Origin of the sequence: Mucilaginibacter sp. SG564 (assembly GCF_013149275.1) — a bacterium.
GTDB lineage: Bacteria > Bacteroidota > Bacteroidia > Sphingobacteriales > Sphingobacteriaceae > Mucilaginibacter.
This window is the reverse complement of record NZ_JABGNA010000005.1, coordinates 138,724-165,636: the sequence shown is the minus strand read 5'-3', so window position 1 is coordinate 165,636 and position 26,913 is coordinate 138,724. Positions and strand designations below refer to the sequence as shown.

At 42.4% G+C, this 26,913-nt stretch carries 20 protein-coding genes; all 20 read left to right on the top strand.

What is annotated here, in order from left to right:
- Positions 1-882 precede the first annotated feature (882 nt).
- The 20 genes from FHW89_RS13060 to FHW89_RS12970 all read left to right on the top strand — a co-directional run bounded on the left by FHW89_RS13060 (position 883) and on the right by FHW89_RS12970 (position 26,316).
- The gene (locus FHW89_RS13060) at positions 883-1,380 is read left to right on the top strand and encodes a cupin domain-containing protein (protein WP_172335484.1); all 498 of its coding nucleotides are present in this window, start codon (positions 883-885) and stop codon (positions 1,378-1,380) included.
- Between the two features lie 84 nt (positions 1,381-1,464).
- On the top strand, positions 1,465-1,962 hold the full coding sequence (locus tag FHW89_RS13055; RefSeq protein WP_172335483.1) for a DUF4437 domain-containing protein: 498 nt from the start codon (positions 1,465-1,467) through the stop codon (positions 1,960-1,962).
- A 179-nt stretch (positions 1,963-2,141) separates the two neighbouring features.
- On the top strand, positions 2,142-3,245 hold the full coding sequence (locus tag FHW89_RS13050; protein ID WP_172335482.1) for a sensor histidine kinase KdpD: 1,104 nt from the start codon (positions 2,142-2,144) through the stop codon (positions 3,243-3,245).
- A 168-nt stretch (positions 3,246-3,413) separates the two neighbouring features.
- Positions 3,414-3,740: an MGMT family protein gene (locus tag FHW89_RS13045; protein WP_172335481.1), complete on the top strand. Its 327-nt coding sequence runs from the start codon at positions 3,414-3,416 to the stop codon at positions 3,738-3,740.
- An 89-nt stretch (positions 3,741-3,829) separates the two neighbouring features.
- Positions 3,830-4,609 (top strand): adenylate/guanylate cyclase domain-containing protein, encoded by a 780-nt coding sequence (locus FHW89_RS13040; protein WP_172335480.1) that lies wholly within the window; start codon positions 3,830-3,832, stop codon positions 4,607-4,609.
- 847 nt (positions 4,610-5,456) lie between these two features.
- Positions 5,457-6,119, top strand: a complete 663-nt coding sequence (locus tag FHW89_RS13035) for a Crp/Fnr family transcriptional regulator (RefSeq protein ID WP_172335479.1) — start codon at positions 5,457-5,459, stop codon at positions 6,117-6,119.
- A gap of 121 nt (positions 6,120-6,240) precedes the next feature.
- On the top strand, positions 6,241-6,690 hold the full coding sequence (locus tag FHW89_RS13030; protein WP_172335478.1) for a hypothetical protein: 450 nt from the start codon (positions 6,241-6,243) through the stop codon (positions 6,688-6,690).
- A 451-nt stretch (positions 6,691-7,141) separates the two neighbouring features.
- Positions 7,142-8,191: a GlxA family transcriptional regulator gene (locus FHW89_RS13025; protein WP_216650565.1), complete on the top strand. Its 1,050-nt coding sequence runs from the start codon at positions 7,142-7,144 to the stop codon at positions 8,189-8,191.
- A 60-nt stretch (positions 8,192-8,251) separates the two neighbouring features.
- The gene (locus FHW89_RS13020) at positions 8,252-9,127 is read left to right on the top strand and encodes an RNA polymerase sigma factor (RefSeq protein WP_172335477.1); all 876 of its coding nucleotides are present in this window, start codon (positions 8,252-8,254) and stop codon (positions 9,125-9,127) included.
- 253 nt (positions 9,128-9,380) lie between these two features.
- Positions 9,381-10,022, top strand: a complete 642-nt coding sequence (locus tag FHW89_RS13015; RefSeq protein ID WP_216650564.1) for a hypothetical protein — start codon at positions 9,381-9,383, stop codon at positions 10,020-10,022.
- 38 nt (positions 10,023-10,060) lie between these two features.
- Entirely contained in the window at positions 10,061-10,294 is a 234-nt protein-coding gene (locus FHW89_RS28645; RefSeq protein WP_256367788.1) for an AraC family transcriptional regulator, read from the top strand.
- A gap of 182 nt (positions 10,295-10,476) precedes the next feature.
- A complete protein-coding gene (locus FHW89_RS13010; RefSeq protein WP_172335476.1) occupies positions 10,477-11,049 on the top strand; it encodes an RNA polymerase sigma factor in 573 nt (190 codons plus the stop codon).
- Positions 11,050-11,163: 114 nt separating this feature from the next.
- On the top strand, positions 11,164-12,270 hold the full coding sequence (locus FHW89_RS13005) for a FecR family protein (protein ID WP_172335475.1): 1,107 nt from the start codon (positions 11,164-11,166) through the stop codon (positions 12,268-12,270).
- A 143-nt stretch (positions 12,271-12,413) separates the two neighbouring features.
- Entirely contained in the window at positions 12,414-15,896 is a 3,483-nt protein-coding gene (locus FHW89_RS13000) for a SusC/RagA family TonB-linked outer membrane protein (RefSeq protein WP_172335474.1), read from the top strand.
- 11 nt (positions 15,897-15,907) lie between these two features.
- Positions 15,908-17,305, top strand: coding sequence for a RagB/SusD family nutrient uptake outer membrane protein (locus FHW89_RS12995; protein ID WP_172335473.1), 1,398 nt, complete (start codon positions 15,908-15,910; stop codon positions 17,303-17,305).
- Between the two features lie 134 nt (positions 17,306-17,439).
- On the top strand, positions 17,440-18,369 hold the full coding sequence (locus tag FHW89_RS12990) for an ABC transporter ATP-binding protein (protein WP_172335472.1): 930 nt from the start codon (positions 17,440-17,442) through the stop codon (positions 18,367-18,369).
- Positions 18,370-18,380: 11 nt separating this feature from the next.
- Entirely contained in the window at positions 18,381-20,771 is a 2,391-nt protein-coding gene (locus FHW89_RS12985) for a Gldg family protein (protein ID WP_172335471.1), read from the top strand.
- 4 nt (positions 20,772-20,775) lie between these two features.
- On the top strand, positions 20,776-22,113 hold the full coding sequence (locus FHW89_RS12980; RefSeq protein ID WP_172335470.1) for a DNA mismatch repair protein: 1,338 nt from the start codon (positions 20,776-20,778) through the stop codon (positions 22,111-22,113).
- The gene (locus FHW89_RS12975; protein ID WP_172335469.1) at positions 22,110-23,465 is read left to right on the top strand and encodes a DNA mismatch repair protein; all 1,356 of its coding nucleotides are present in this window, start codon (positions 22,110-22,112) and stop codon (positions 23,463-23,465) included. The genes FHW89_RS12980 and FHW89_RS12975 overlap by 4 nt, the downstream gene beginning before the upstream one ends.
- A gap of 37 nt (positions 23,466-23,502) precedes the next feature.
- Positions 23,503-26,316, top strand: coding sequence for a pitrilysin family protein (locus FHW89_RS12970; protein WP_172335468.1), 2,814 nt, complete (start codon positions 23,503-23,505; stop codon positions 26,314-26,316).
- The last annotated feature ends 597 nt before the right edge of the window (positions 26,317-26,913 follow it).

Here is a 26,913-nt window from a genome sequence, read left to right as displayed (position 1 = left end):
ATGAAAAATTTGATATTGTCAATAGGACCCCATTTAATAAAAAAAGGGCTTAGGCAGCTGTAAGTATAGCAACGTCACTTTGAAACTAAGACTTTCCAGTTTTATTTCAGCCATTACGATTCTATCTTCAATTTTATGAAATCTATTCGTAATAGCCTCGACGTCTGTTTTTACAGCGTGCATATCTGCTCATCATTTTGTCGACCATGACTATAGAAAGATAATCTTTTCTGGCTCTTTAACAATTATTCTACGAGATATCGTCTTTGTTTTTTAACCTGTATAATATTTCGTACTGGGATAACAGAAGGTGTTTCCCATTTGACTTTAATTCCAACTTTCGTGTTGAATTTGCTTAGTAAAATTTATCAAATATGATTTAACACCATTAATCTCAACTTAAACAAAGCCTTGTTAAAGTATTTCCTTTTTATCAGATCTGCTGATATTCCAAACATGTTCCTTGTTTTGAGGCATGATAAACTTCGCATTCGGGAAATAAATCTGATTAGAATTAAAATGACCGCTATTGACAACTTAGACATGCGTTAAGGAATGGTGCAACCAAGTAGCCCACCGAGATTGTCATCTTCTCCTAATTGATGTTATCACGCCTGTTTTTGCAATTCGATTTTGCATTTGGTGATATTCGTCACGCAAATGATTTTAGATTTCCACCTAAGTTTGTTCCAGGCGTCCGCGGCGCCTGAGCGGTTTTATATTCAGGATGCATGTGCGTTTATGATTTGAATCAAAAGTAAATAAATGATTGATCAGCATTTATTGCAAATAGTTTGGAGAGGGCCATGGCTGATTATTAATTTTTAAAACATATGAAGCGATGCTCATTCTTTGCTTACAACATCAAAAATGAATTAAAAAATGAAAAGGAAAATTATCTCAAAAAAAATGCTGTCGCTCCTAGCGTTTGCGGCTTTTACCGCCGTTGGGCTCAAAGCGAACGCTCAGAATGTGACGTCATACCCGCCACTAAATGGCGGAAAATCGGTTTCCATTCCGCCCAATCAGTTTAAATTCACTGATACGAAAATCAGAGGCGTAGATGGAAAGGCCAAAATCGAATCTGTTGACGTATATAACGATCCGAATACTGGACAGCATATCACATTTTCAAAATTTAGCCCCGGATTTAAAAGTAAATTACATTCGCATAGCCACGACTATTATGCCGTCGTAATTAAGGGAGAAATGGAAAATTACGAGACTGGGGTAAAACCAGTGAAATTACTGCCGGGGTCTTACTTTTATCAAAAGGCCCGAAAAGCGCACATGACCGAGTGCGTAAGCAAAGAAGGATGTTTGATTTTCGTTGCGCAGTCGACTCAAATGGATGTCAATATTCCGCCACTGGAAAAATAAGGATATCTAGTCATGCTAAATTGACTTTAAGCGCCAATTGAACTCAAGATTTTCGCTCACCTAATTAATCCATTTCATCATTAATTGAAAAAAGAAACTATGAAAATGAAAATGTTTTCGATAACAACCTTTGTTGCCTGCGTGATTATGGCAACGGCCGCAAAGGCACAGACAATTCCTGCCTATCCACCTTTGAATGGAGGACAATCTGTAACTCATCCTGCATCTTATTACGTCCCGGCCAAGACTCCATGGTTGGGTGTAAATAAAAATACCAGGTTATGGACCGTGAATGCCTGGGAGGATCCCAAAACTGGTGCACATGGGTCAATGACGCGGTTTGATTACGGATTTGTAAGCCCACTGCATACACATAAACACGATTATTATGGCGTTGTCATAAAAGGTGTAATGGAAAACTATCAAGTTGGTGTTAAGCCTTTGAAGATGGGACCAGGAGGTTACTGGTATCAAAGGGGGAAACAAGCGCACACTACGGCCTGTGTGTCTAAAGGAGGGTGCCTGGTATTTTTAGTACAAGCCTCCGCATTTGACGCTCAAATTCCTCCTGTTGAAGAATAGTGATAGTAAAATATAAGAGAATGAAAAAACATAATTGACGTACGAGCAGTGTCGCCGTGATGATTGGGCGGCGGCACTGTTCGTTTTCAATTCTCGCCGGACTTTTTGCACAGGTTGTCGTGGGCGCGAACGAATTTTTAAGTGCTACGCTGTGCCTGCATATTTCTACGCAGGAGGCCATGCCTGTTACAAAATGGATTACTCGTGTAATAAAACAAATGCACTCAGTCGCTATAATAGAAAATAATTCAGTCAAAACAGATGAAATCTGGGATCTTGATGCGTTAAAAAAGACTTTAAGTTGTTCGGACATTGGCATGTGGACTTACAACGTCATAAATAAGGTTTTCACAGGATGCGAGAAAGTGGAGGAAATTACCGACGGATCGATAAGCGGCATTATTCCGCTAAGAAATATGCTGAGACTTATTTATTCGTCTTCATTGCGTAAAGCTTTTTATGCTTTTCATGCCTGCTATCATAATTGCAGTTTGCTCCAATTGGAGGTGCATCTTACCGTCGATAAATGGATTTTAATGAGAGGAATTTACAATCCAAAGTCCTGTCAATTTCAAGGTTTGATATTTGATATTTCAGAACGCAAAATTAGCGATAGCAATGTCTCAACTTTAATCGCTAAACTAGGCCATGAACTCCGTAGCCCGCTAACCACAATCCGTTTATATACGCAACAGAGTATTAAAATCGCGCAGAATATCAATTCTGAGATAATTCCATTGCTCGAAACTGCTGACCGGCAGATTAGTAGGATAAATACCCTGGTCGATGATTTTATGTTGGCTTCCACTGCGGAGGGAAATGCTTTAGAACTAAGGAGGACCAGGTTTTTTGTAAAAGATCTTGTGAAGGAAACTATCGTTGATTATTTTCCAAGTGAAAGCCGAAAAAGAATTAGCCTGCGCATTAGTAAAAGACATGCCGCTTTTGCCGACCGGGAAAAGATTATTCAGGTCCTTAATAATTACGTTGGAAATGCCTTAAAATATTCAAAAGAGGCATCCAGGATCATTATCCGTTCTCAGGAGAAAAAGGATCAGCTGGTAATAAGCGTTCAGGACTTTGGGATTGGGATAGGTGTGGAAGAACAAAAAAGTATTTTTCAAAAATATTATAGATGTAAAAACGTGCTGGCTACTAAAGGATATGGAATCGGTTTATTCGTAGTTAGAGAAATCATTGAAGCCCACAACGGATCTTTTGGAGTTAGAAGCAAGATCGGTCGAGGTTCGACATTTTATTTTTCTATACCGTTTCCTAAATAAGCGTCTGTAATCACTTATTTGGGGATCTGCCTTTTGTCACAATAAATAAAACAGGTGTCTAAGAATCAAAGCTGGATACAAGTTAGTAGCGGTAACGAAAAAAGAATCACATTCAGATTCCCCTTATTTGAATGATCGAACTTTAACCTTAACATATTATATTATTGTATGGTATACGATAACAAAGAAATTTATAAGGCCATTTTTGATGTAGTTCGTCTTATCCCACCGGGAAGGGTTACCAGTTATGGTGCATTGGCGAAGGCAGTCGGACTTAAATCCGGTGCAAGAATGGTTGGGCGAGCTATGTTTTTGTCAGACAGTGAGACATTGCCTGTGCCTGTTCATAGAGTAGTTAACAGTTCTGGCTACATCGTCAATGATAACGGACACCGGGAAAGGGAACTCTTACTTGAGGGTATTAAGGTTCGCAATGATAAAATTGTTGATTTCAAAAAAGTTTTTTGGGACCCGCTGAAGGAAATCGATATATAATGAAAGACATTGGAAACGTCATGCATTAACGACAATACTTATTTAAATCATCAAATATTACGAAACGATTATCGATTAATAACTACAACATGAAAGACCTAAGCAATCCTTCCATCTCCAGGCAATATTTGCAGTCGCTCTTATACGGAGAAGAAAACGACAATGCTATTTGCATTGAGAAAAGCCAATTAGATTGCACACACGAATTATGGACTAAGCAGCATAATGAAATCATTGAATCCGAAAAAGACTTGGCCATTCTTTTCCTCGATATACGCCACTTTACGGATCTTTTAGAACGTCGTCCGGTAAAAGATATTCTGAAGATAGTTGGCCGTTTGTTTACTATATTCAACAAAATCATTACCAATTTCCATGGTCGGATTATCGAAAGAACCGGTGACAACCTTTACGCAGTTTTCGGCCTTCAGGAGAATCTAAAACAAGCAGCAAACCACGCTTATCAATCTGCAAAGATGATGTTTGACGCATTGGATATCTTGAACGAAAACTATTTCAGAGATGTGTACGGTTATCCGTTAGAGATGGGTATAGGGCTGCACGCCGGACATGTGTATATCGGGCAATTCGAATTCGAAAACTATTCGCCTATGACTGTAATGGGATTGCCTGTGAATATCGCAGCTAGGCTGCAAACTGAAACTAAGACCCAAAACAACGATCTTATCATATCTGAAGAAGCTTTTCAATATTTAGATTTATTTCACATTTACTTACCTAAAACAATTAACATTCGCGGGGTCAGCAAATCCCAAAAAGTTTGGCTAGCAGGCAAACCGTTCTCTCAACAGACGATAGATAATCGTTATGAGTTGGAAATGGCTTCGCTGCTGGCTATGGCAGGTTAATTTGTATTACTGACGATGCCGCATCCAATAATAATTACCTGGATAAGCATCTTTTGTTCATGCTTTGAAACCCGATTTGCGTTGTTTGGGTCTTTGTCGAAATCATTGCGAATTATTTCCCTGCCTATGCAAAAAAGCAGCACAAACTCGGTCATTGTTTCGACTGAACGGACGCTTCTAATACGAACCTTCGTATGTGTACGCCTCGTTTTTTCCTAGTGGTCCAAAGTTCGAAATGAAAGAGAAGCAAAGCAGCAATTGTTAACGGAAAGCAGCCCCATTGCCATAGGTAAATTTGCTGACGGCTGTTTTAAAAGGCTGACCTCAGATTTCATTGGCCGGCTAAAGCCTTAAAATAGACGCAAGTCATGCGCTTTAGCTTGCGAGCGCCCATCCCGGGGCATACCCGAGCCAGTCAACTTTTTTCTTATTTAAAGTTTTATTAGTTACGCCTCATAGATTTTTCAATTATTCTTTTGTCCAAAATTGTTTAATAATTGGCGATTTCGTTTCCTCGGGTGGTCATAAATTTGATGGGAATCAATACTGAAAGTTACGAACGTTTTAAAAGGTAATAATAAATAGTTTAACATTCTATAGCCATTGGCCGACTTAAATCAAATCACACGATATAAATCAGATTTCTTTCGCGCAATTCTTGATTGAAATTCGAGAAGCATGGTTCGTATCAACGGATTTGCTTTTAGCAGTATTAAAATCTGTAATCATAAGAATATTTTTAATTGAATTTTGACATGGACAATTAGTAGAAGAATGGACTTTTTGAGCCTGGTCAAATGTCTTTCATTAACGAGCAAAATTGATAACGATAAATTTGAAATGAGCAATGATGCGCAATGTTGACGATATAAACTTCGAAGAACAGGATTCGGTAACCGACTATCATGATTCTGTTCATTTTATGTATCATGTTTTTGAAACATATATTGCGAACTACGCCAATTTCACAATTGGTGAAATGGAAACCATAAGATCCGTTTTGATCCCCTTATTTTTGATTAGAAAACAGCAATTGGAATTTCAGTATGGAATATGCCAATGCTACACTTTTGTCTGCAGAGGCTGCTTAAGGACTTATAGGATTGATAAAGATGGTAATGAGCATGTATTGGATTTTGCTACGGCAAATCAGTGGGCAACCGAAGATGGTAGCGTTTATCCTTTTCCCCCGGCACCCGATTGCATTGATGCTTTAGAAGACTCCCTGGTTTTTCAAATTGAGGGACAAGATTACAAAAGGTTGGTTAAGGAAATTCCGGCATTTGAACTTTTTCATCAAAAAATTACGGCAGAAAACAAAGCCAGGCTGGTGGAAAGAATTTACGCTATGGCAAACAGGCCCGGCATTGAAAGATACAGATATTTCAAGGAACAATATCCCAACGTATATTATTATATCCCGCTTTACATGATCGCATCTTATCTGGGACTTGCCCGTGAAACCCTTTCGCGAATAAGAGCGAATGAGCGATTACCACAACGATTTTAAACACCTTCTTTTCGCAATGTATTACATTTAAACGTAGTAATTACACGTTCCCACGGTTTTGTCACGATTTCTGAAACAGGTGTCTAACTTACAACAAAAAGAAATCAAAAACTTAACAAAAATGGAATACGATATGAAAAAGGTAAGCTTTAAACAGGAAATCGTAACACCAGCGGAAACATTTACGACTGGTCTGAAAAATTTGATTGGGCAAAAGAATTTGCTCTTCGACGAATCCGAAAACAGTTTTACATTAGACATTGTCAGTGAGGAGGCAGATTACCAGCACTTTGATCCTTATGACTCCTTTGCTAAAAATGGGAGCGACAGTCTTTCAACATTTGACGAGGCTAACCTTTATGATATTGAAAATGAGTTTAATCTGAGTGATTCCCTGGAGGCCAACGCGGAAAGTTTGGGTATGCACCTCACTGATTCCCGCTATTTGACAACCCGCGCCGCGGATAAGTTGTTGAGTCGAACGCCGGAAGATGATCGCGATGACCTGGATGATGAAGGTTATCCAATAAATGATCACATAAAGATGCTTTACAACGAGTTTTTCGTATAGCAATTGTAGTATAGCGCTGTACGGAAGCCCCCAATTTTCGTAAAATTTGTTGCCAAAGGCACGTCGTTAGGATTGCTTTCGCACCAGGCCGATGTCGATTCAATTGGGATCGAAATTGTAGAGGTACTGGCGAGGTGTTTAGGTTGGATTGACAATTTAAAGATGGATGTCGGCAGGCTGAGCGCGCAGATAACAAACAGGACCCTAAAAGTTGTTAAATTGTTAGCAGCGGTTGGGTCTTTTGTGTTTTGGGCGTTGGTTTGCCACAGCAATCGGTCCTGGGCGGATCGTACTTAGCTTGTGAGTTGTAACAATTTTCGTGAATGGGTTTCATTATCAGTATTTTAGAGTGATAAATTTCAGATTAATATATTCTGTGAGTAATCTATTTTGTCCATAATTGTTTAATAACTGTCAATTTTTAAATCCTTTTATAAGTTAAATTTACACTATGAAAATGTCAGTCAAAAACAAGGGTTCATTGCCTGGTAAAAAAAAGGTGGTCATTGTGGCAATGGCACGTCCTTTTCTGCTGGATATTGCCGGTCCTTCTGATGTTTTCAATTTTTCGAATAAGTGCCTCCAAGACCTGGGGCGGGATGATGGTTACGATATCATATTAGCATCTCCTACTTCAGATGTGAATGTCGTCTCTAGCGGGATTCACATACGCTGTTGTACGTCTGTGATGGAGGTAGAATTTCCAATTGATACCCTGCTCATCGCCGGGAACGATTTGAGTGAACATGAACAGCCTAAACTAGAGCCTTTTCATGAATGGTTATCCGGAGTTAATGAGCAAAATACCCGAAGGGTCGGGTCAGTATGCAGTGGTGCTTTCGCGCTCGCGAAAGTTGGTTTACTGGATGGTAGAAAAGCCACAACTCACTGGGATTACGCGCAAACACTAAAAAGAAAATACCCAAAGGTTTTGGTCGACATTAATCAGTTTTATATTAAAGACGGATATGTTTATACTTCAGGTGGCGTCTCCTCGGGCATTGACCTGGCTTTAGCGCTTGTGGAAGAGGACTTTGGAAGGGACATTGCAGTCAAGGTCGCCAGAGAAATGGTATTTTATCTCAATCGCCCGGGATTTCAATCTCAGTTCGGCAATTTGGTTCCAGTATTTGAGAAAAATAATATTGCTACCCGGCTGCATCAACTCGTTAAGGAAAATTTATCAGAATTACTGGACCTGAATATACTTGCCGACAAGCTCCACATGAGTGGAAGGACGCTAAGCCGTTTGGTGATTAAAGAGACCGGTATGTCACCAGTGAAATTCGTTGAAAAACTTCGGGTGGACTTCGCGAGGAAACTTCTGGAGGAATCTGATTTTTCACTGGAAAGAATATCTGTACAATGCGGTTTAGGCGGGCTGGTATCGATGCGACGCGTTTTTATAAGACATCTTTCCATAACGCCTTCGGATTATCGTAAGCTTTTCAAAAATGCAACTCTAAAAGAGGCTGAAAAATCAAACCTCGTTGAAACTTAATACTCAATCGCATACGCAGAATTTTAATCTTTATTTGACTAAACTACAATCTATAATCATATGTTGCCTTTTAGCCCATCTTACAAAGAATCTGAGGATCTTGCATTAATAAATGAAACGTTTGAGGGTTCTTCCAAAGCCTTGAACGAACTGATCAACAGGCATCAGCGTTTCATTTTTAATCTTGCTTTAAAATTTGTTGCAGACGAAGACGATGCAGCTGATTTAACGCAGGAAGTGTTGATAACAATGGTTACCAAACTGAAGCAATTCCAGGGTAAAAGTGATTTCCGTACCTGGCTTTACAAATTGGTTTACAATCGTTTTTTGAACAGCAAGAGGAAAAACCGGGAAGTTTCGATAGTTTCATTTGAGGAGCATACCGCTTATATCGACGAATTACATAACGATGAAGAAATGTCCCAGGAAGAGCAACTCTTACGGGAAAAAGAGATCGACTGGACACGGAACAGATGTTTAAGCGGCATGTTATTATGTCTCGACCGGGAGCAAAGGATGGTATATATTTTAGGAGCGATCTTTAATCTAAAATCAACTTTAGCAGCGGATATCCTGGAAATTACCCCGGAAAATTTTAGAAAGCAATTGCAACGTGCGAAAGCTGACGTGGCGACTTTTGTCCAGGACAAGTGCGGGCTAATCAATCCATCAGCCCCTTGCAGGTGCCATAAAAAAACAAAGGGCTTTATAAAAGATGGAACCGTTTCGCCAGAATCTATCCAATTTTATCGTCAACACACTGAATCCATTGCTTCACTCGTGGAAGAGAAGAACCGGAAAATTGATTCGTTGATTGAAAATGAATACCTATATCTGTTCACTGAACAGCCGTATGAGGATAGAAAAAACAATGAAATGAGATCACGCTCTATCCTGAATGATCCGGTTGTACAACAGCTCTTCCATTTGAATTAGGTTTTAGCCAAATCTTAAGGATCTGAAGATTTAAATAAATAAGCCGTATACCCGATGCGGCTTATTTATGTTATCTTTCCTCCGGCCTAACCAAAGTCTCCCACGTTCTATCTATATGAGATTTATCCCTCGCTGATTGCCGCGCTCAAACATCGATGCTATCTTTAAGTTATTATACTACAAACTTAAACGCTTCAAGTCTCAATCCTAGTAAATTCAAATAATATGATTTCATAACTACTTAACACTGTTTATGCCAGATGATCCTCGAAATCATATTTCGCATTTTGCAAATATTAGCGAATATTGTAACCTTTTAGGATTGCAAGTTGCTCATCCATTGGTAGCTGTCATTGATCGCTCGGAGTTCAAAAGGAATTTCCAAAGCAAATCGGCAGTAAGTTTTGGATTTTACTTTGTTTCCCTTAAAGAAGATAAACATTGCCATTTCCAATATGGAAGGAACAAGTATGACTATCAGGCCGGAACCTTGGTATTTACTGCTCCTGGTCAGATAATTAATATGTCTGGCGAAAAGGAATATAATCCAAAAGGTTTGGCTCTTCTTTTTCACCCCGATCTGCTGATTGGCAGCCCTTTGAAATATACACTTAAGATTTACTCTTTCTTTGAATATGATGTCTACGAAGCTTTACACTTATCACCAGAGGAAAAGCAATTGGCACACGAGTGCTTTCGAAATATCAATAAAGAATCTATCCAGGCAAAAGACAGATACAGTCAAAAATTGATCATAGCCAACCTGTCTCTTTTTTTAGACTACTGCCTTCGTTTTTATGACCGTCAGTTTTCCACTCGTGTCAAGACTAATAATAGTGTAATCGCTCGCTTTGATCAGTTACTCACGGATTTACTTTTGCCAAAAGTGGGATAAAGGATGGGATACCATCCGTTACTTATTTTGCGGAACGATTGCATTTGTCAGCTAATTATTTCGGCGATTTGGTCAAAAAAGAAACTGGCAGAACGGCTGTCGATCATATAAAAGAAAAACTATTCATAGCGGCAAAGGAGAAAATGAATGATCGACAAAAAACGATCAGTCAAATTGCGAGCGAACTTGGGTTTGCGTATCCTCAGCATTTCACCCGGTTTTTCAAACGTCAATGTGGTATTTTGCCACGCGCGTTTAAGAAACGAAATTAATTTTAGCGTTTTTAAAACGCCCTTTCTTATTATTTGATTTAAAAGCGCCCAAGCCATGTAATTCAAAAAAACTAATCTGGTGGATTTGTGCCGCAGATATGTTTAATATGCAAGAGAACTTATTTAGGTCAAATTTTCGTGTTTACGAAAAAAAAAGTAGATTCGTTTTACTCTTGATTAATATGCACGTGTACCCTTCGCTTTCTGATCAACAATTGAGCGACCTTCTCCGAACTGGAGATAAGGAGGCGTACACGGAAATTTATGAACGGTACTTCGATCCGCTTTATATTCATGCCGTCAGGAAGCTGGGCAACGTGGATGATGCTAAGGACTTGGTGCAGGAACTTTTTACAACGCTTTGGCATAAACATTTTGAACTTGAACATGCCAGCCTCGCTGCCTATTTATTTACCTCGGTACGAAACCGTGTACTGGATATATATTCCCGGCAACAGGTCGCAAGCAAGTATATCGCCTCGTTCCAGGATTATCTGTCAACCACTCACGACAGTGCCGAGCATTTGGTTCGGGAAAAACAACTCACAGCGCTCATTGAAAAGGAGATCCAGGCGCTGCCCACTAAAATGCGCGAGATATTTGAGTTGAGCAGAAAAGCTAACCTTTCACACCGGGAAATTGCCGAACAGTTGCAGATATCTGAGCAAACTGTTGCAAAACAGGTGACTAATGCCCTGAAAATCCTTCGTGTTAAACTGGGTATTTTTGTGTTCATCATGATGATCATCGGGTAAATTTTCCAGTTTTTCATGTTAGCTTAAAATTAATTTCACTTTTTTTTAATCTCATCTACCTGTTAGGCCCTGCTACGCCGTCTTGTATATTATCTGAGGAGAAAAACTTTGAATATGCAAGACAAGAACGCTAGAGAAATTATTGAACGATATGTTGCGGGTACCGCTTCCGAAGAGGAAAAGGCACTTGTTGAACATTGGTATCTCAACAGCCCGGATGCAGAAACCAATATCTCTGAAGAAAGTATTGCAATTTCCAAAAAGCAGGTATATGATGCTTTGCCTATTCACGATCATCCTGTTAAAAGACCGGTCAGCTTGTGGCCGCGTTTAGCAGCCGCGGCGTCAATAGTGATGGCACTGGGTGCCGGAGCTTATTATCTGGTCAGCTATCAGCATAAACCAGGCGTTTCGCCCGGTTTGATTAACCCATACTCCGCAGCGGCAGTGCTAAAAAGCGGCGGCAGGGATATACTTCTGGATAAGACAGCCAATGGAAAGATTTCGGCTACCAGCATCACCAAAGCTGCCGGGGAGGAAATCATCTATGAGCGATCAAATCAAAACAGTCACGCTGTTTACGATACCATTCAAATTCCTGCCGGTGGTAGGCCGTACACGGTTAAGCTTACTGATGGCAGCAGGATCACTTTAAATGCGGCAACAACTTTGCGATATCCGGAGGAATTTTCGAATGACCGGTCAGAAGAGGTTGAACTGATCACGGGCGAGATTTATGCGGAAGTCGTTCACCGTAAATCAGCACCATTGAAGATCAGGACGCCACGACAGGTAGTAACAGATCTAGGAACCGTTTTTAACATTGCCTCTTATCCGGATGAACCTGATAGCCGCACTACCTTAATAACCGGCGCTGTAAAGGTGAGTGTAAATGGCAGAGAGAAACTTTTATCGCCAGGCGAGCAGGCCATTGTTTCCGGAAATGACTTTTCTACCGAAACTGCAAACCTCAACGAGGTAACTGCCTGGAAGCATGGTGTATTCAGATTTAACTCGGCGCGCATTGATGTCATTATGAGGGAGCTGTCCAGGTGGTATGGCATCGAAGTAAAGTATGAGGGGAGTATCACAGAAGAGGTGTTCTACGGCAGGTTATCCAGGAACATGAGTATTAATGAAGTGTTGCGGGTATTGCAACGATCAAACAAGGTATCATTCAAAATTGAAGGAAGGAGGGTGACCGTATTGAGTAAATCCTGACCAAGCCGGAATCCAAAAACATCCCGGTTGGAGCCGGGATGCTTACAGGTTATTCCAAAATGTATTTAAACTATTTTGAACTGCGCCGGGCTTTCCCATCGTCTAAAATGTACAGCAAGGCGCGTTAACCCAATCAGTAACAAATGTACAACTTTTACCCTAAAATGTTGGGATATGCGCGCTTGCGTCATATTGCCCATAAAATATTGCTGATCATGAAGCTAACCGTTCTGATATTGATCACAGCTTTCCTGCATGTAAGCGCCGCATCGATGGCGCAAAAAATTACATTAACTGAAAAGAACGTACCGCTTGCCACCGTGTTTGATGAAATCAGTAACCAAACAGGCTTCAACTTTTTATTTACAGGCAGTAGCCTTAAGAATGCGAAGCCGGTTTCCATTTCAGTTAAAAATGAGGAACTGACGGCAGTTTTGAACCACATTTTTCAAGATCAGCCGCTGACCTACTCCATCGAAGATAAGTCGGTAGTAGTATCGGTCAAAGAAGATTTGCTTGTTAATTCTTCACAAATTGCGCTGAAAAAGCGCTTCGCTGCGGAGGTTACTTTTTCAGGACGTGTTACAGATACTATTGGTAACCCTTTGATAGGCGCCAGCGTGGCACTCACACCGGAGGCCGCTAAATTTGGTTTGAGTGTACAGACGGATAATAAAGGCCGCTTCAATTTGACTAACGTTGAGCCCGGCAAGTATAGGCTGATGGTTTCTTATGTCGGTTACCAGAAATATGAATCTCAAATAACCCTTGATGAACCTGGTAAAAGCGTGGAGATAATACTTCATCAGGGCACCTCATCACTTGACCAGGTGCGGGTAATAGCTTATGGCACCGATTCTAAACGCTTTAGTGTTGGCGCTATTGCTACCGTTACTGCCGCCGAAATCTCAAAACAGCCGGTAAACAATCCGTTACTTGCGCTGCAGGGCCAGGCACCCGGCCTTAACGTTACAGCTACCAGTGGTATTCCTGGCTCACAGGTTTTGGTCCAGGTTCGCGGTCAAAACAGCCTGAATCTCGTTCAGGCCAGTTACAATACCGTTAAGCCGTATGATCAGCCTTTGTTTATTATAGACGGAGTTCCTTTTGCGGCGCAAAACAATAATGTCAACCAGTTTGCTTCGCTGGTAACTGCACAATCCAACCCAAATGCCCCAGGTATAAATCCATCGTTGGTAGGGGTGAGTCCGTTTAGTAATATCAACCCTGCGGATATTGAAAGTATCTCCATTCTTAAAGATGCAGATGCAACCTCCATTTACGGAACGCAGGGATCAAACGGCGTTATACTGATCACCACAAAGAAAGGCAAACCCGGTAACACTACTTTCGACTTAAATGTAAACACGGGTTTCAACTCGGTAGGCAGACCGGTACGCTTGTTAAACACGGCACAATATCTTCAATTTCGTAAAGATGCATATGCCGCAGATGGCCTAACGCCCTCAGCCGATCCTTCAGATTACACCTCCTATGCGCCTGACCTGACTATTTTTGACCAGCGTAAGTACACAAATTGGCAAAAAATCATTTACGGGCAAAATACAGGCAATACGGATGTTCATGGCAGCCTTTCGGGTGGTACGTCTTACAATACCTTTCTGGTATCAACCGGATATAACCGCTCAAGCTACAATTACCCGGGTGACTTTGCCGACCAACGGTTTACCCTTCATAGTAATTTACACCATAACTCACAAAACTATAAGCTGAGCCTGGATCTGATTACCGATTTCGGGTACGAAAAAAATAATACTGCGGGATATGGTGGTGCCCAGGACGAAATATTGGCGCCCAACCTGCCAGACCTGTTGAGCCCATCGGGTAATTTTATATGGAACTATAAAGGTGTAGACTTAACGAGCCAGCAGTTTTACAGCTCACTTAAACAAACGACCAAACTTCAGAATTACAATTTCAATACGGCACTGAATATCAACTACAAACTGTTTGACGGTCTGAAACTCGGAGTTAGCCTTGGTTATAACCGTAACAATACCGACGAAAATTCAATTGATCCCGGAATTGCACAAAACCCTGCATTAACGATCAACAGGCAGGCTAATTTCTCAACGAATACATTCCAAACCATTAATATAGAGCCGCAAATTAATTATAACCGGAAATTTGGCAAGGGCGAGTTTAGCGCATTGATCGGGACGACCTACAAAAAAAATATAAATAATTCAACAAACACTACCGGGCAGGGATATGCTAATGATAACCTGTTAGGCTCTATCAACAATGCTCCCACCATTGGTTCATTTGATGGTTATAATATTTACAAATACAGCGCAGGATTTGGACGCATTAACTATATCTATGATAGCAGATATATTATTAACTTGTCGGGGCGGCGGGATGGTTCCAGCAATTTCGGGCCTGGTTTGCAATTCGGTAATTTCGGCTCAGTTGGAGCCGGTTGGATATTTACCGAAGAGCAATTTTTCAAGGCTATAAAATCAACATTGAGCTATGGCAAGCTTTCAGGTAGTTACGGAACCACTGGCTCTGATGGTGTCAAGGCTTACCAGTATCAGTCACTATATCAAGGCGTGAACGCTTATATTCCTGATTTTCAAGGTACAAGGCCAAGCCTACCGACGAACCTTTACAATCCAGTATATAGCTGGGCCTTAAAAAAATCACTAAATGTTTCGCTCGACCTGGGTTTCTTTGACAGCAAATTGCTGTTCAACGCAACCTACTATCGTGACAGGGTAAATAATGAACTTTTGGATTATCAGCTGCCTATTCAGACTGGCTTTACCTCAGTTCTGGATAACCGGGATGCAAGTGTGCAGAATCAAGGGTTTGAATTTTCGTTGACATCAACCAATATTAAGGCTAAAAATTTCACCTGGTCAACTACTTTTAATCTTTCCTTCAACCGCAACAAATTACTGTCGTTCCCGGGGCTAGAAAGTTCCTCTTATGCCGCATACTATCAAATTGGACAGCCTACGTCACTTGTTTATGGCTATAGATATAAAGGCGTAAATCCAACTACGGGCTTGTTTGAGTTTTATGCGAAGGATGGGTCAGTTACTTCAAACCCCAGCTACGGGCCCTCCATAATTGGTGGCGACCAGGTTCCTATCAGTAATATGCAGGTTAATTACCAGGGCGGCTTTGGCAATAGCTTTACCTATAAACAATTTAACCTGTATGTATTTTGCCAGTTTGCCAGTCAAAATGCCCGTAATTATCTGGCTGAAGTTTATAGTAACCAGCCAGGCTTTATGTTAAATGTGCCGGTAGCGATACTGGGGCAGTATTGGAAAGCTCCGGGCGATAACGCACCGTTGCAGCGATTGGCCAGTAGTTACAACTCCAACGCTGCTAATCTCGCAATGGCATTTGAACAATCCAGCGGCATTTATAGCAATGACACCTACTTGCGTGTAAAAACGGTATCGCTTTCCTACCAGTTATCGGACAAAATCCTGAAAAAATTACATGTTAAAGGTTTCAGTATTTATGCAAATGCGCAAAACCTCTTAACGTTCACAAATTACAAGGTTGGCGACCCCGAAACGCCGGGGCAGTTCACCACATTTCCGGTACAGCGCGTATTAGCTTTTGGCATGAATCTCAAATTTTAAGAAGGCCTCTCATGAAAAATAAACTTTCACCCATAAATAGATTGATGCTCGGGATGCTGGCAATGGTCACTGTTGTGACCTCTTGCAAAAAGCTGATCGAGATTCCCGGCAACCCTCCAACTGCGATCACGCAGCTACAAGAATTTACTGATAGTGCAACCACGATGACTGCTGTGGCCGGTGTTTACACTTACAGCGCCGGCAGGGCATTTGCCTTTGCCGACGGTGCCCTGACTTATTCAACAGCCTTGTCTTCCGACGAGTTATCATCTGTGCTGAGCGACGACGCCCAGCAGTTTTACAATTATAAGCTAACCCCGTTGAATAACGTCGTTTCAAACCTGTGGCAATTCCCTTATGTTAACATTTATCAGATAAATGCCGTTTTAAATGGCGTTAAAGCCAACGCTGCACTTTCTCCATCCTTTCAAAAACAAATTACCGGAGAGATGGAGGTTATGCGGGCGCTTTGCTACTTCCATATGGTTAATATTTTTGGAGGAGTGCCGGTTGTTACCGGTACAGACTACCACATTAATGCCCGTCTGCCTCGTGCCACTGTTGACGCTACTTATGCCCAAATTTTGACCGATCTAAATGACGCTACAAAAAAGCTGACGGCAACGTATCCTTCAGCCGGAAGAGCCCGTCCAAATATTTACGCAGCGCAGGCTTTGCTCGCCAAAGTAAATCTGTATAAAGAGCACTGGCAAAACGCTTACAACGAAGCAGATTCGGTTATCAATTCGGGTCTGTACAGTGTGTCGGACGTAGCGGTGAGTGATGTTTTTCTGAGCGGCAGTAACGAGGCAATATGGCAATTACCCGCCAACCAGGACGGCTATAACGGCGTAGCTGATGCTATGAATTTTATTCCCTATAACGCTGATGTTATACCCAATTACCTGATGACTAAATTCCTGACACGCGCTTTCGAAGCAAACGATCTGCGGTTTAGCAACTGGGTTGGTTACAAAGTCCAAAACAGTGATACGCTCTATTATCCTACGAAGTATAAAAACAGGGTGGTAACCACTTCTCCTGTTGAAGATCAAATGATCATAAGGCTTGGTGAGGTATACCTGATCAGGGCCGAAGCAGCTGCTCATCTTAATAACCTGGTGCAGGCGCTCGCAGATATCAACATTATTCGCAAGCGGGCAGGCCTGCCTGATATCAAAACTACGGGGCTGGCACAAGCTGCTGTATTGGCTGCAGTCATGCAGGAGCGCCGTATAGAACTTTTTTGCGAGTGGGGCAACCGTTTCTATGACCTTAAGCGAACTGGTACTGCGTCGGCTGTGCTGAACAGTGAAAAGACTGGCTTTACAACGAACGCTTCGCTTTATCCGATACCGCAGGCGGAGCTTCTGCTAAATAACGCACTTAAACAAAACCCCGGTTATTAACGGCGGGCAACGAACTCAAATCACCTGAAATTTATGTTGGCTGTATCGCGAAAGAGCGTCAAATGGCTGGCTGCCGGGCTACAGAATGTGGCCGGGAGGAAGTCTTACAATGTTTAAAAACACATCAAAATAAAATGGAAGAGCCAATACTAAGAATAGAGCATCTGTCACATAAATATAGCGCCAGCTGGGCTATCCGGGATATCAATATGGAAATTGAAAAACACGGTATTGTTGGTTTGCTTGGGTCCAACGGCGCGGGGAAATCTACCACAATGAATATTGTGTGTGGCGTACTGAATCAAACGGAGGGACAGGTTTGGATAAACGGTATTAACACGCGCGATAATCCGGAACTGGCAAAGACGCAGATCGGGTTTTTACCCCAAACGCCACCGCTATATATGGACCTCACCGTAGATGAATATCTTATTTACGCGGCGGAGCTTCGCCGTATGGAGAAAAGCGGCATCACACAAGCGCTGGAAGAGGCAAAGGAACGCTGTGGTATAGCACATTTCAGCAACCGGCTCATTAAGAATTTATCGGGCGGCTATCGTCAGCGCGTGGGTATTGCGCAGGCCATTATTCATAAACCCAGGCTCGTTATTTTGGATGAGCCAACCAATGGCCTTGACCCTAATCAGATTACAGAAGTTAGAGCATTGATCAGGGATATAGCCAGCGAGCGGGCCGTAATTTTTTCCTCCCACGTGCTTTCTGAGGTGCAGTTACTCTGTAAAGATATTAAGATGATTGATGCCGGAAAGATCGTTTTTTCTGACACGATGGATGCCTTTAATAACTATGTGGAAGCGCAGAGTGTGCTTATGGTAATGGAAAACCCGCCTTCAGCATCTACGCTGATGCAGTTTCCCGGAGTAAACAACGTGGCATTTTTAAATGAGCGAAACATCCGTATTTCATTTACCGGGGATGAAGAAATTACCCAACGTTTGATTGAGGCCAGTGTTCAAAATGGCTGGAGGCTGATCGAGATCACTCTTGAGAAAACAGCGCTCGACGAAATTTTCAAGCAACTATCAACCAGAACAAAATCTTAAAGAATACTTAAATGAACATTACCATAAAAGTTGCCAAGAATGAGCTGCGAAACTTGTTTTACTCGCCAATTGCCTGGTTCCTTGCTATTGCCTTTTTTGTTCAGTGCGGTGTAGAATATACCAAGCTGCTGGGTCAATACGCATCACTCCAGGAAGAAGGCGGCAGATCGCTCGACGAAGTTCGTGAGCTGACAAACGCCATATTTACAAGCAGAAACGGACTGTTTCCTGCCATTATTCAAAACCTTTATTTATATATACCGCTGCTAACCATGGGACTCATCAGCCGGGAAATCAATATCGGAACGATAAGTTTATTGTACTCTTCTCCGGTTAAGATCCGGGAAATTGTTTTCGGTAAATACCTGGCCATGTTATGTTATAACCTGATGCTCGTTTTGATCATAGGCGTTTTCTTATTTGCCGGAGTCCTGGATATCAAATCAGTAGATGTAGGTATTCTCCTGTCGGCCGCATTTGGATTTTACCTGCTGCTGGCCACCTATTCGGCTATAGGGCTTTTTATGTCCAGCCTCATCAGCTACCAGATTGTTTCCGCGGTAAGCACATTTGTCATGATCGGCATTCTCAGCCGTATCGGAACACTCTGGCAGGGGATAGATTTTGTAAGAGATCTCACGTACTTCTTATCCATCTCCGGGCGCGCAGAAAACATGTTACACGGGCTTATCAGTACAAAAGATGTTATTTATTTTGTTTTGATCATCTTTATTTTTCTGGGGCTGAGTATCTCTAAGCTGCAGTTTGGCCGCGAGGTAAGGGCATGGTTTGTTAAAGCGGGCAGGTACGCCCTTATTGTGGGTTTGGCATTGTTTATCGGATATGTTACATCATCGCCGGCGCTGATAGCTTATTGGGACACCAGCGCAAACAAGAGCAATACGCTGACACCTGTCACCCAAAAAATTCTTAACCAATTTGGATCAGAACCGCTTGAAATTACTGTATATAGTAATTACCTGGATGGGTACGGCTGGTATGGCCTGCCCGAGCAGCGAAAACTTATATACAGCCTTTGGGAGCCATACATAAGGTTCAAGCCCGATATTAAATTTAATTTTGTTAACTATTACGACAGGCCGCTGGCGCTGCAATACAGCATATTTAAATCATATCCTGGCAAAACAATGTCGCAGATTGTTGCCAAAAGAGCCAAGGCAGACGATATTGATACGTTAATTTTCAAAACACCTGAGCAAATTCAAAAAATTATTGATCTCAAGCCGGAGTTGAACCGCTTCGTGATGCAGGTTAAATATAAAAACAGGTCTACGTTTTTGCGCGTCTTTGATGATCAGTTGATCTGGCCAAGTGAGTATGAAGCATCCGCCGCATTTAAAAGATTGCTCCAGGCCGATATGCCAAAAATAGGATTCATTACCGGTGATGGTGAACGAAATTCTAAAAGAAGAGGTGACCGTGATTACAGGAACACGTTCACATACAAGGTGGTCCGCTCTGCACTGGTAAATCAGGGATTTGATGTTGACACCATTGACCTTAATACCCAACAAATTCCCTCAAACCTGTCAATCCTGGTGCTGGCTGATCCAAGGAAGCAGCTAACCAAAGTTGCCCAGGAGAAAATTGCCGCTTATATGGCCAAAGGAGGTAATATGCTTTTTGCAGGTGAACCCGGCAGGCAGCAATGGATAAATCCTTTATTGCAGCCGCTGGGGGTTGAATTGGCCGACGGAATGCTGGAACAAAAAAGCGAGGACGATCCACCGTCGCTTGTATTTACTTACCTCACTAAAAATGGAATAGGTTTATCAAAAAGACTTTCCAGTCCGGGTGTAGACACTTTGCCGATATCCTTCAAGGGTACCTCATTTCTCAAATATCATGAAACGAGTGGATTTAAGGTAGCACCATTATTTGTAACAAAGCCATCATTGGTTACCAATACCTCTGCTATAAATCCCGACTTATCGCTTGCCGGTAATGTGCAGCCCGGAGATGGTCAGGAAAGTGAAGAAAGCCCGAATACCGTTATCCCGGGATCGGCACAGGCAAAAGCTAAAGAAAATGATCTCACGATCAGTAAGCCCGAACAATACTTTACGGCCGTATCGCTGGAAAAACTGATTGGAGGAAAAAAACAGCGCATCATTGTTGCGGCCGATGCTGATTTCTTAAGCAATGCCGAGACACAGCGATATGACCCCCGCACTATCAATCCTTTTGTCAGCTCAGCACTATTTAGTTGGTTAGACAACGGACGGTTCCCTATCGACGCATCCCGCCCTGTCGGTCAGGACGATCATATCAAAGTTAGTACAGACCGGGTAAAAGTGTTAAAGATCTGGTATATCTGGGTGTTGCCTGCCATTGCCCTGCTTTTCAGTTCTATTTTGTTAATCCGCCGTAAACGAAAATAATAGCATGTTCACTGTAGATGCCCAAACAATAGCAGATCTGGAATTATTGAGCAGAGATACGAATAAATCAATACTGCGATTGTTTTCCCAGACCCGGACCAGAGGTGGTGCCCGTTTAATAGAAAATATGTTCCAGGCGCCCCTGAATGAAGCCGGCCAGATAAACACCAGGAGCAATATTATTGCTTATTTCTCCGCGCACCAGGTAGAACTCCACATAGATGCAGATCTGATGGACAATGCTGAGCAGTATCTGAACGAGCGCGATGAGCGAACACGGTTTGTTGCAGATCCGCAGAGCCTTAAAGAAAGGGTTACCAGCCTGGTCGTTGCTGATACCACGGTAAAGACAATTTCAAGAGGGATTACCGCTGTTATTACCTTGCTTCATTCCCTTCGGGATTTTCTTAGTGAAAAAAATGTGATCGGATGTTTGGCTTTCGCGAATGAACGTGCTGAAATGCTGAGGCAATTAGCGTTGCCTGCATTCGGCGCCATCTTTGGCCATCCGGCCAAAAGCAAGCTCAGCAATGAGCAGATGGCAGAGAGCGACCGATTACTGCGTTTTACCTATTTCAAGGAAGTAAGCGAGCTGATAAGCTTCATTTACCTGCTGGATGTTTATGTTTCTGTGGGGAAAGTAGCGAGTGAAAAAGGCTTCTCCTATGCAACGGCAATTACAAGTGCAACCTGTCAGATTTCGGTAAGCGGATTTTACCACCCCTTGCTTAAAAATGCAGTTGATAATGATTTGAAAATAACGCCCGACCGTAACGTTGTTTTTCTTACAGGGGCAAACATGGCAGGTAAATCAACCTTAATGAAATCGCTGAGTATCACGCTTTACCTGGCTCACATGGGTTTTCCCGTGCCGGCCAGAGAAGTCGTTTTCTCTGTACTTGACGGGATTTTTACCACAATCAATCTTCCGGATAACCTGGGCATGGGCATGAGCCATTTCTACGCAGAAGTACTGAGGTTGAAGAAGGTGGCCAAAGAATTAAGCGCATCTAAAAAGCTGCTGGTAATTTTTGATGAGCTGTTTCGGGGCACCAACGTAAAGGACGCCTATGAAGGGACCATCGCCGTTACCAGGGCTTTCGCCAAAATCCCTGCGTCTGCATTTATTATTTCCACGCATATCACGGAGGCGGGTGATGTGCTCCGAAAAGAATCTCCAACAGTAGCCTTTGATTACCTGCCAACCAGGATGAATAACAACACCCCGGTTTATACCTATAAACTGGAGACGGGCATTACAGATGATCGGCATGGAATGATCATCATTGGCAATGAAAAAATCATTGAACTTTTAAATGAAGGAAGGAAACGATCTATATGAGCTTTCACGCAGATAAACAAACCATCAGTGATTTAAACCTTACAGGAAAATTTAAGCAAGATTCGATATTCAATGTCTTTAATAAAGTTCATACTAAAGGAGGCGAACAACTGCTGGAACAAATGTTTAAAGAGCCGCTTACCGATCACCTTCAGATTAATGAACGAAGCGCGCTATTTGCTTATTTTTTAAAAAAACAATTAGCATTTCCATTTGACAGTAAGGCATTTGATGAAGCAATTAACTATCTGGATGTGCAGGTATCGGCGAATGCCGTCATCGCCGGTGCAGGTCATTTGTTTAAATTCATACAAGCCAAGGTAATTAAAGACGAACAATACCAGTTACTCAAAGCCGGGTTTGAAACTGCCGCCTCAATGCTTATTGCCTGCCGGAGCTTTTTTGCCGGGTTCGACCTGCAAGACTGTCCTTTTGCGCCGCAGATAGAAAAGGTAAACCGTACTTTTAAGCACGCAACCTGGGCAGAGCTGGAACGGGAAATGACCGGTAGCGATATTTCGCCGCTAAACTTTGGTAAATATGATCATTTGCTCAGATCCGGCATGAAAGTGCAGATCACTGAAGTTATCAGCATCATTTATGAACTGGACGTTTGTTTGGCAGTAGCAAGCGTAGCCAATGCCAATAACTTCAGTTTTGCAAAAGCCGTTCCAGCAAAAGACGACTTACTACGTGTAAGCGGCCTAAAGCATCCCTCCCTTAAAAAAGCAGTAGGGAACGAGGTATTGCTGGAAAAAGCCAGGAACGTTATATTTCTGACCGGGGCAAACATGGCCGGGAAATCAACGCTGATGAAATCATTAGGTATTGCTGTATACCTGGCCCACATGGGCTTTCCTGTTGCTGCACAGGTTATGGATTTTTCCGTCAAGGAAGGGCTTTTCTCCTCGATCAACACACCTGACGATTTGAAGCTGGGATACAGCCATTTTTATGCGGAGGTTATGCGCGTTAAAACCGTTGCCCGGGAAGTGGCTGCAGGCAGGAATTTGCTGGTCATTTTTGATGAGCTGTTTAAGGGCACCAATGTTAAAGATGCCTATGATGCAACCCTGGCAGTGTCTGAGGCTTATGCACAATATACCAACTGCTTTTTTGTTATTTCAACCCATATCATAGAAGTAGGTGATAAACTGAAAACCACCTGCGATAATGTTCAGTTTAAATACTTACCTACAGTGGTAGAAAACAATATTCCGCGGTACACTTACCGGTTAAATGATGGCATTACAAACGACCGGCAAGGTATGATGATTATCGAAAACGAAGGCATTCTGGACCTTTTGCAAAAAGCCGGGCCAGGCAGTGCGTCTTTAAGCAGAACGGAATAGCCTAGGTATAACTTCTTTTTATAAACCTGGATATATAATGAAAATTATTAAACAACTGATCATATTGCCGATGCTGTCGGCGCTGACACCTTTTGGCCTTTATGCTCAAAAATCAATCCTGCCGCAGGCCGCGTTACCTTTAGATCCTGCGGTACGCATCGGGAGGCTGCCAAACGGATTTACCTATTTTATTCGCCATAACGGCGAGCCTCAAAAAAGGGTTATCTTTTATTTGGTTAACAAAGCGGGGTCGGTTCTTGAAAACGACAACCAGCGCGGTCTGGCTCATTTCATGGAGCACATGAGTTTTAACGGTACGAAGCACTTTCCCAAAAACGAACTGATTGATTACCTGCAACGATCGGGCATCCGGTTTGGCGCCGATCTTAATGCTTACACCGCTTTTGACGAAACCGTTTACCAATTACCGGTTCCGTCTGATCGCCCGGAATTATTGCAAGGCGCCTTTGCTATCATGCGCGACTGGGCCCAGGAAGCAACCCTCGACCCTGCAGAGATTGAAAAAGAACGGGGTGTTGTACTGGAAGAAAAAAGATTAGGTAAAGGTGCCGGTGAGCGTATGCGGCAACTTTATTGGCCGGTAATGCTTAACAATTCACGTTACTCATCAAGAATGCCTATCGGGCAGGATACGGTTTTAAATAATTTTAAACCGGAGGCAATCAGGTCGTTTTACCATGACTGGTACCGGCCGGACCTTCAGGCATTAATTGTAGTAGGCGACATCAACGTAACTGAAGTTGAACAGAAGATCAAAAAGGAATTTTCGTCCTTGAAAAATCCATTAAAAGAACGGTCCCGGCTTAACTACACTATTCCCCTCACGGGTAAAAACCAATTTGTTAAGGTAACCGATAAAGAAATGCCATCTACCGTTGCTGAGGTGGTTATCAAGCACAAGGCTCCTGAGCTAAAAACAATTGCAGACTACCGGAAGGCTGTTATGCAGGCACTTTTCAATCAAATGCTCGCTGCACGTATTGCAGAAATTTCACGACATGCAGATGTTCCCTTTGTTGTAGCAGGTGCGAGTATTTCGCCATTAATGGGCGGACTCGACAGCTTTGACCTCAATGTGGAAGCAAAGCCCGGCAGCCTGCAGGCGGCAGTAAAAACCGTATGGCGGGAAGCGGTAAGGCTGCAAAGATTTGGCTTTACCGGTGGTGAACTAAACCGGGCAAAAACAGAATATCTGAGCGGCATGGAGTCGATGGTTAGAGAAAAAAACAAGACAAATTCTGAAAATTACGTAAGAGAATACCAGGAGTATTTTTTAAAGGGCATTGCTGCGCCAGGCATTGATGCCGAGTATCGCCTCACGAAGGAGGATCTTCAATCCATCAGCTTGGCGGAGCTTAATGATTTGGCGCGGGTGTATATCGCTAAAGCAAATCGCGACATTATTTTAATGGCGCCTGAGAAGGATAAAAATAATTTGCCCGATGAAAAAACTGCAACCGGATGGTTAGCCGAGGTTGATCTTGAACACTTAGCCCCTTATGAAGATAAACTGAATTCAAAACCACTGCTGAGCGTTGTTCCGGTAGCCGGCCAGATCAGGGATGAAAAATTTGATAAGGCACTTGGTATTACAACGCTGACGCTGAGCAATGGCATTAAGGTAATGCTCAAGCCAACAACATTTAAAAATGACGCGATTTTGTTTTCCGGATTTGCACCCGGCGGAACATCGCTCTTTAGCGACCAGGATTTTCCTTCCGCCGCAAATGCAGCCGCAATTGTTGCATCGGGAGGTGCTGGGAATTACGATGCCACCGAACTAGGAAAATTCATGCAAGGCAAGCAAGCAAGTGTAAGCCCTTTTATTGACGAAAATTATGAGGGTATCAATGGGAGGACCGGGTCAAAAGATATGGAAACAGCTTTGCAGCTTGTCTATGCTTACTTTACCGAACCCCGTAAAGATTCAACCATTTTTAATAGCATTATTGCCCGCTCAAAAGCAGCGTTAGCCAATCGTGCAGATGACCCTGGCAGCGTATTCAGCGATACGACGAAGGCTATTCTGGGTAATTATAATATTCGCCGTACCGGGCCTACCATTGCAAAGCTCGAACAAGTCGACCTGAATAAAGCTTTTGAGACCTATAAAATTTCATTTTCAAATGCGGCCGATTTCAAATTTATTTTCACAGGTAGCTTCGATGTTGAACACATCAAGCCATTGCTGGAAAAATATTTGGGCTCATTGCCGGTATCCGGCGTACACCGGCAATTTAAGGACCTGGGTATTCACATTCCTCCGGGTAAAATAGAGAAGACAGTGTTTAAAGGCTCAGAGCCTAAATCCACAGTTTTGCTGGTTTTTTCAGGTGATTATGATTTTAGCCAGGAAAACAATGTGAGAATGGATGCGCTAAAAGAGGTATTGGAGATCAGGCTACTGGAACGACTTCGGGAAGAGGAGAGCGGGGTATATACACCTTCGGCCTTCGTTAATTTAACCAAAATCCCGAAGCCACGTTACAGTTTTGTAGTCCAGTTTGGTTGCGCGCCGCAAAACGTAGAAAAGCTCGTATCATCAACACTTGATGAAATCGATAAGATAAAGTCCACCGGTCCGCCTCAGATCAACGTTGACAAGTGGCGAGCAGAGGAAAAAACCGCGCTGGAACCTCAGCTCAAAACAAATGGTTTCTGGCTCACCTATATCTCCAGGCAAATACAGAACCAGGAAAGTTTAGATCAGGTAAACCGATATAACGAGTTCATAAATAAAGTTACGCCAGCTGATCTTAAAACGATGTCAACACGGTATTTGGGAGGTGAAAATTATATTAAATTAATTCTCAAACCTGAGGGCAATTAAATTATCCATTAATGTCATGTTCGTTCTTTATATATATCAGTTAGTAGTTGATTACAGTAACCGCTGTTAATTATTAAAATGCCCTGCCTGACGAGCAGGGTATTTTTTTTAATAATTAGTTCTAGTTATAACTCCCAACAACAGCTGGCTTTTTGACCGGTGACCAATACGAGCTATTAGAACTCGGGAAACAGCTTGAATCTTTCATCATTTATTTTTAGTTGCTAAATATCAGATTATGTTTATGCTTTTGGCGGCAGTACCCTAGCAACAATCGCAGCATAGTTTTGACTAGTCGAATTTAAAATCTTTATTATTTTATCATCTATCACCTGATCGGAAATAAATATTTGTACCTGCCCTCCGAGCGAACATCTGGGAACAGGCGAGAAAACGAAAGGAGATCTCGTCTAATACTAACGGACCCAATGGGCAAACAGTTATTTCATGTAAATCAGTTCATCATTGAAAATGAAAAAGCCCTATGGGATTCGCATAGGGCTTTTTTGTGCTGGCACCTTCGGTAGGTCTGAACTTGTAACGATCCGCCCGCTGCGTATTCGCCCATTTAAAATGTCACAGTTTTTCGTTACGCTC

What these genes read in the sequence shown, in the direction of transcription:
- FHW89_RS13060 (WP_172335484.1), top strand. Translation starts at nt 883, where the DNA reads ATGAAAAGGAAAATTATCTCAAAAAAAATGCTGTCGCTCCTAGCGTTT.
- FHW89_RS13050 (WP_172335482.1), top strand. Translation starts at nt 2,142, where the DNA reads ATGCCTGTTACAAAATGGATTACTCGTGTAATAAAACAAATGCACTCA.
- FHW89_RS13045 (WP_172335481.1), top strand. Translation starts at nt 3,414, where the DNA reads ATGGTATACGATAACAAAGAAATTTATAAGGCCATTTTTGATGTAGTT.
- FHW89_RS13040 (WP_172335480.1), top strand. Translation starts at nt 3,830, where the DNA reads ATGAAAGACCTAAGCAATCCTTCCATCTCCAGGCAATATTTGCAGTCG.
- FHW89_RS13035 (WP_172335479.1), top strand. Translation starts at nt 5,457, where the DNA reads ATGATGCGCAATGTTGACGATATAAACTTCGAAGAACAGGATTCGGTA.
- FHW89_RS13030 (WP_172335478.1), top strand. Translation starts at nt 6,241, where the DNA reads ATGGAATACGATATGAAAAAGGTAAGCTTTAAACAGGAAATCGTAACA.
- FHW89_RS13025 (WP_216650565.1), top strand. Translation starts at nt 7,142, where the DNA reads ATGAAAATGTCAGTCAAAAACAAGGGTTCATTGCCTGGTAAAAAAAAG.
- FHW89_RS13020 (WP_172335477.1), top strand. Translation starts at nt 8,252, where the DNA reads ATGTTGCCTTTTAGCCCATCTTACAAAGAATCTGAGGATCTTGCATTA.
- FHW89_RS13015 (WP_216650564.1), top strand. Translation starts at nt 9,381, where the DNA reads ATGCCAGATGATCCTCGAAATCATATTTCGCATTTTGCAAATATTAGC.
- FHW89_RS13010 (WP_172335476.1), top strand. Translation starts at nt 10,477, where the DNA reads ATGCACGTGTACCCTTCGCTTTCTGATCAACAATTGAGCGACCTTCTC.
- FHW89_RS13005 (WP_172335475.1), top strand. Translation starts at nt 11,164, where the DNA reads ATGCAAGACAAGAACGCTAGAGAAATTATTGAACGATATGTTGCGGGT.
- FHW89_RS13000 (WP_172335474.1), top strand. Translation starts at nt 12,414, where the DNA reads ATGTACAACTTTTACCCTAAAATGTTGGGATATGCGCGCTTGCGTCAT.
- FHW89_RS12995 (WP_172335473.1), top strand. Translation starts at nt 15,908, where the DNA reads ATGAAAAATAAACTTTCACCCATAAATAGATTGATGCTCGGGATGCTG.
- FHW89_RS12990 (WP_172335472.1), top strand. Translation starts at nt 17,440, where the DNA reads ATGGAAGAGCCAATACTAAGAATAGAGCATCTGTCACATAAATATAGC.
- FHW89_RS12985 (WP_172335471.1), top strand. Translation starts at nt 18,381, where the DNA reads ATGAACATTACCATAAAAGTTGCCAAGAATGAGCTGCGAAACTTGTTT.
- FHW89_RS12980 (WP_172335470.1), top strand. Translation starts at nt 20,776, where the DNA reads ATGTTCACTGTAGATGCCCAAACAATAGCAGATCTGGAATTATTGAGC.
- FHW89_RS12975 (WP_172335469.1), top strand. Translation starts at nt 22,110, where the DNA reads ATGAGCTTTCACGCAGATAAACAAACCATCAGTGATTTAAACCTTACA.
- FHW89_RS12970 (WP_172335468.1), top strand. Translation starts at nt 23,503, where the DNA reads ATGAAAATTATTAAACAACTGATCATATTGCCGATGCTGTCGGCGCTG.